This window comes from Nodularia chucula CCY0103 (assembly GCF_963923915.1).
Classification (GTDB): domain Bacteria; phylum Cyanobacteriota; class Cyanobacteriia; order Cyanobacteriales; family Nostocaceae; genus Nodularia; species Nodularia chucula.
Genome location: NZ_CAWUOL010000022.1, coordinates 52,716 through 58,911, shown reverse-complemented (window position 1 = coordinate 58,911; position 6,196 = coordinate 52,716). Strand labels below are relative to the sequence as shown.

The following is a 6,196-nucleotide window of genomic DNA, read 5'->3' as shown; positions in this document are numbered from 1 at the left end:
AGATTTGCCTGCTCTACCTCCTGCCATTTTTTAGTTCCGTCGAACTCACGTTAACTAAAGTCCGTCGGCGACAAAGCACAGTAGATCAACCCAGCCTAGCTGCATACTTTGAAGCATTTGGGCTGTTTTTAGAAGATGATGATTACATCAGACAAGAATTGGAACCAAGTACAAGCAAAGGATTATTCCGAAATCAGCAGCCAACTCCTCTCAAAGGACAGTTACCGCCAACTTCACCATTTTATATCTATCGTCCTCCCGCAGAAAAACTATTCAGGGGGGAAATTTTTCAACTAGGAGCCTTAGTCAGGATTCGCGCTCCCCGACAATTTGGCAAAACATCTTTAATTGCCCAAGGCTTAAATCAGGCGACAGAATATCAGTTTCGCACAGCAGTTATTAGCTTACAACTAGCAGATAAAGAAGTATTTAGCAGTTTGAGTCAGTTTCTCCAGTGGCTATGTGTGATGGTAAGTCGTAGTTTAGATTTACCAAATCGTGTAGAGGAATTATGGAATCCCTTATTTGGCCATAACTATAGTTGCAATGAATATTTTGAGACTTATTTACTAGCTGCTGACTCTAGTCCGTTGTTACTAGTATTAGATGAAGTCAACATATTATTTAGCTATTCAGATATCGCCGTCGATTTTTTCGGAATGTTACGAGCTTGGTATGAGCAAGCCAGACACAGCAATAGTTATGGTGAATTATGGCAGAGATTACGCATCGTCATTGTGTATTCCACAGAGGTTTTATTACCCCTAAATGTCCATCAATCTCCTTTCAATGTGGGGTTATTAATTGAGTTACCACCATTTACACCCCAGCAAGTACAAGAACTAGCTACCCGCTATGGGCTAGAAACTCCTGAAATCTATGCCAATGAGTTAGTCAAGCTAGTAGGGGGAAATCCTTATTTAACTCAATTGAGTTTATTTCACCTGACGCATTCACAACAAAATATAGAGCAATTATTGGCAACAGCCACTTTACCAGACAGTATATTTAATAGTCACTTACGGCAACAATTCTCATACTTAGAACAGCATCCAGAACTAAAAGCAGTAATGGAGCAGGTGGTTAAATATCCTCACGGTTTAGAAGTCCATCCCAGTCAATCATTTAAGCTGCAAGGTGTGGGATTAATTAGGTTTAAAAGTCAATTGGCTGTTTGCAGTTGCGACTTATATCAAAAGTATTTTTCTGAAGTTTTGAAGTAAGGGAGTGAGGAGTGTGGGCTTGCCCTGAGCGCAGTCGAAGGGTGAAAGGGAGAACAGGAAAGGTGTTTCAGAGGCCGTCCGTGTTAAGTAATTTCTAACTCCCCCCTGCTCCCTGCTCCCTGCTCCCTGCTCCCTGCTCCCTTGCTTCTTATGAGGAGTTTTTCAATATGGTTGTTTATCCTAGTCCTCAAGTTTCTTATCAGGTGGGTGGGAGTCTCCCTGCTGATTCTGTAACTTATGTGCGGAGAGAAGCTGATGAAGTTCTGTTTCAGGGATTGTTACAGGGTGAGTTTTGTTATGTGTTTAATGCTCGACAAATGGGTAAATCTAGCTTGCGGGTGAAAACTACTCACCGCCTACAGGCTGAAGGTGTGCGCTGTGGTGTCATTGATATTACAGCCATTGGCACGCGAGAGGTAACGCCAGAACAGTGGTACGCTTCGATTATGGGGCTGTTGGTGAAGAATTTTGGCTTAGATATAAATTTGGGCAGTTGGTGGCGCGATCGCACTCATTTATCATTAGTTAATCGATTGAGTGATTTTTTTGATACTGTACTGCTAGAGCAAATTTCCGCCCCTATTGTCATTTTTATTGATGAAATTGATAGTGTTCTCAGTCTCAAATTTTCGACTGATGATTTTTTCGCCCTGATTCGAGCTTACTATAACCGTCGGGCTGAACAACCCAAGTATTCCCGTCTGAGTTTTGCTTTATTTGGTGTGGCGACTCCGGGAGATTTGATTGCTGATACTACCCGGACTCCCTTTAATGTGGGCAAAGCCATTGAATTACGGGGATTTCAGGGAAATGAAGCTAGGGCATTATTAGTTGGTTTAAATGGTGTTGTTGTCGATTCTCAAGCTACCCTAGAAAGGATTTTATACTGGACTGGGGGACAGCCATTTTTAACCCAAAAGTTATGTCGCTTGGTAGTTCATAGCCAGTTAGATTTTGTTGATCAGTTAGTGCAGACTTATATTCTGGATAATTGGGAAAGCCAAGATGAACCAGAACATTTAAAAACCATCCGCGATCGCTTACTGTATAGTGAAGAACGCAGAGGACGATTACTGGGACTATATCAAAAAATTTTGTTGTGCTTCACCCTAGATCAAGATGGGATTCCTGCCGACAATAGTCCAGAACAAACAGAATTAATATTAACAGGAATAGTAGAAAAACAAGGCGGGTTGCTGCAAATTAAAAATCCCATTTATCAACAGATTTTTAGTTTAGATTGGGTGGGGAAAGAACTAGCAAACTTGCGTCCCTATTCTCAGGCTATCACTGGTTGGATGGCATCGGGATATATAGATAAGTCTTGGTTGCTGCGGGGAAAAGCCTTGGAAAAAATACTGGTATGGACTCAAGGTAAAAGCTTAAGTGATTTAGATTATCGGTTTCTAGCAGCTAGTCAAGAACTAGAACGCAGAGAAGTAGAAGAAACACTGGAAGCTCAAAGATTACAAGAGGTTGAGGCGAGATTAAAACTAGAACAACAGCGTTATTTAGAACAGCAGCAACATCTTAAGCGCCAACGGGTAATGTTAGGAGTTGTCAGTGTGATGATGTTCGTGGCTATTTCCCTGGGACTTCTAACCTACAATCAATATCAACAAACAGCAATTAGTGAAGTTAAAGCGATCGCAGCTGCTGCTAGTGGTAGTTTCAATTCTAACCAGCGATTAGATGCCTTAGTCCAAGCCATTAAAGCTCGTAAAAAGTTGGAAAATTTATTCTTTCAATCTTTTCCTGACTATAAAAAGTTAGATTTGTCAACTAAATCAGTTTTAGAGCAAGCCGTCTATGGAGCCGATGAAGTCAATCGCCTATTGGGTCATCAAGGAATTGTTTTAGGTGTTGATTTTAGTCCAGACGGTAAATGGATTGCCTCATCTAGCTTTGATCGTACAGTCAAGCTATGGCAAACAGATGGCACACTGGTGAGAACCCTGGCAGACTCGACAACATTACACAGTGTCCGCTTCAGCCCTGATAGCCGTTTAATTGCCGTAGCGGGGATTGATGGCTCTGTGCGTCTGTGGACAATAGAGGGTAAATTGCTCAAAAAATTCACAGGACATCAGTCTGCATTATCAAGAGTGGCTTTCAGCCCGGATGGAAAAATTATCGCCTCCGGTAGTGGCGATCGCACCCTTAAACTCTGGCGATTAGATGGTACTTTAATTAAAACTCTTCAGCATAACCGGGGTGTGTGGGGAATTGCCTTCAGTCCCGACGGCAAAACTCTCGCTTCTAGCACAGTGGGCGGAGAGAATTACCTTTGGCAAATGGATGGAACATTGATCAAAACATTCACAGCCGGAGAAGCCAGTATCTGGAGTCTGGCTTGGAGTCAGGATGGTAAAACTCTGGTTTCAGGAGGTGCAGACCATGTAGTCCGACTGTGGAATCAAAATGGTGTTCTGCTGAAAAGTTTTTTGGGACACACATCTGAAATCATGAATATAGCCATCAGCCAAAATGAACAAATCATCGCCTCCGCCAGTGCTGATAAAACCGTAAAATTATGGCGAATGGATGGTACTTTAATTAGAACATTGCGCGGGCATACTTCCAATATAGAAGGAATCGCCTTTAGTCCAGATGGCAAAATTGTCGCTTCTGCTGGCCATGACAACACCATCAGACTGTGGCGAGTTCACCCACCATTAGTTAAAATTCTTCACAGTCATCAAGGAAGAGTATGGCGAGTAGAATTTAGTCCAGATGGCAAATATTTAGCCTCTGTCGCCGGTAAAGAAGTGAAACTCTGGAATCGAGACGGTTCTCTAGCACAAAATATTGTGGAAGAAGATTCCCAAATGCTGAGTCTTACCTTTAGCCCTGATAGTCAAACTTTAGCAATTGTCGGTTCTCTGGGTGTGATGAGACTATGGCAAATTCAGGAGCAGCAGCGCACAATAATTCCCGGAATTGGTTTTGGTCTTTTAGGTATTACCTACAGTCCAGATGCTAAATTTTTGGCAACTGTGGGATTTGACGGTAATTTAAGATTTTGGCAACGTCAAGGGAATCAGCAGTTTCAACTACGTCAAACCATTAACGCACACCGCGATCGCATTTGGGATCTAGCTTATAGTCCTGATGGGGAGTTTTTAGCCTCAGCCAGTGCTGATGGTACAATCAAAATCTGGATCAAAAATGGCGATCGCATATCAGAAAAACCCGTACATACATTAGAAGGACATAATAGTGAAGTCCTGGGTGTCGCTATCAGTCCCAACAGTGAATATATTGCCTCTACCGGCGGCGATGGTAATCTGAGGCTATGGCGAAGAGATGGGACTCTAGTAAAAGTTTTTCCCGGAAATAACATAGGCTTCACAAGAGTAGCATTCAGTCCAGATGGGGAAATGGTAGCAGCTGGCAGTTTCGACAATACCATCAAACTCTGGAAAATAGATGGTACATTGCTAACTACCCTTCAAGGACACAGTTCCAACGTTAGCACTGTCGCCTTTAGTCCCGATAGCAAAACCCTGGCCTCTGGTAGTGATGATCAAGTAGTCATTCTCTGGGATTTAGATCAAATTCTCAATTTAGACCTCCTAGAATCCGGCTGTGACTGGGTAAAAGATTACTTAAGTACAAATACAGATATTGACCAGAGCGATCGCGCTCTTTGTAGAAAATAACTGGGGAGTGGGGAGTGTGGGAAGTTACAATCTTTTCCCCCCTGCACCCTGCCCCCTTGCCTCTTTCTCCCCCTGCACCCTGCACCCCTGCCTACCTCAGTAATGGAATATTTTTTTAATTGTGTCAGTCCCTTATCCGCCACCAAGTTTACCAAAGCTCAACATTCAGTCTAGACTTTTCGATATAGTGAAATAACTATAGTTAATAATAAACAGTATGGCCTACGCCATTTAGCCGATACTGCAAATATTAATTATTGCCTCTCAGACTTCGTATAATTGGCAGATTTTCAGTCCCTTAGCTATGTATAATTGAAGTTAATTATGCTTCAGTCCTTTTTATCTCGTACCACTCTGCTTTTTCTTTCCAGCACTCTCGCAGTTGTGACTGTAGCTTGTCAGCAGAAAATTGGGTCTGAGGGTAGCTGGTCCAATGGTTTGCTAGAACGCAGGGAAAACACTTCTGAAACCATTAGCAATCAAAATTCTCCAGTAAATAATTTAGCAGAATCGCCAAAGACTGAACCAGTAATATTACCAGAGCAGTCAGCGCCGGAAACCACACCACTTCCCCCAGAACCCGCAGTAAATTCCTTTGAAATGGGTCTAGATAGAGCTATCGGGGCTTGGAGTATCAGTCAATCGGCTCAATCTCCAGATGATTGGAACTTAGTAGCCAGTCACTACCAAGAGGCGATCGCACTCATGAAAAAAGTGCCACCTCACAGCCCAGAATTTACCACAGCCCAAGCAAAAATTTACGAATACAACAGTCACCTGGAATCAGCCCAAAAAAGAGCGGTTCCTCCCGCAACTCCCCCCAGAAATGTGATTGTAGCCGTTCCCCAACCTCAAATCCGCCAATTACCTAACCTCCCCCCACCCATATCCAGAAACGAGCAATCAAGATCCGCCTTTATCACCCCAGGCACAGAAGTATTTACTGTCCCCATTAAACGGCGCATGGGAGGAACACCAGTTGTAGAAGTTACCTTCAACAACCAGCAAAAATTTGACATGATTGTAGATACAGGAGCCAGTGGCACAGTTATTACCCAAGAAATGGCTAATAGCTTAGGAGTAGTAACAGTAGGAAGCATTAAAGCCAACACAGCCAGTGCTAGAACAGTAGAATTTCCCATTGGCTATGTCGATTCTATGTCAATATCTGGGGTGAGGGTGAATAGAGTGGCAGTGGCGATCGCCGGGCCAGAGCTAGAAACCGGATTATTAGGTCACGACTTCTTTGGCAAATATGATGTCACCATTAGACGAGATGTAGTCGAATTTACCCCACAATCACCCTCCTAA

General features: G+C 43.0%; 3 protein-coding genes. All 3 read left to right on the top strand.

The window, feature by feature from the left end; all coding sequences use genetic code 11:
• Positions 1 to 1,223 (top strand): AAA-like domain-containing protein (locus ACM0OP_RS09085; RefSeq protein ID WP_414528079.1); only part of this gene is annotated, 1,223 nt, incomplete at its 5' end.
• 167 nt (positions 1,224 to 1,390) lie between these two features.
• Complete coding sequence (locus tag ACM0OP_RS09080; RefSeq protein ID WP_414528078.1) at positions 1,391 to 4,885, top strand: WD40 domain-containing protein; 3,495 nt, start codon at positions 1,391 to 1,393, stop codon at positions 4,883 to 4,885.
• A 324-nt stretch (positions 4,886 to 5,209) separates the two neighbouring features.
• Positions 5,210 to 6,196 carry a retropepsin-like aspartic protease family protein gene (locus ACM0OP_RS09075; RefSeq protein ID WP_414528077.1) on the top strand — a complete coding sequence of 329 codons (987 nt, stop codon included), beginning with the start codon at positions 5,210 to 5,212 and terminating at the stop codon, positions 6,194 to 6,196.

Excerpts from the sequence above, each read along its gene's own strand:
- ACM0OP_RS09075 (WP_414528077.1), top strand. The coding sequence starts at position 5,210 with ATGCTTCAGTCCTTTTTATCTCGTACCACTCTGCTTTTTCTTTCCAGC.
- ACM0OP_RS09080 (WP_414528078.1), top strand. The coding sequence starts at position 1,391 with ATGGTTGTTTATCCTAGTCCTCAAGTTTCTTATCAGGTGGGTGGGAGT.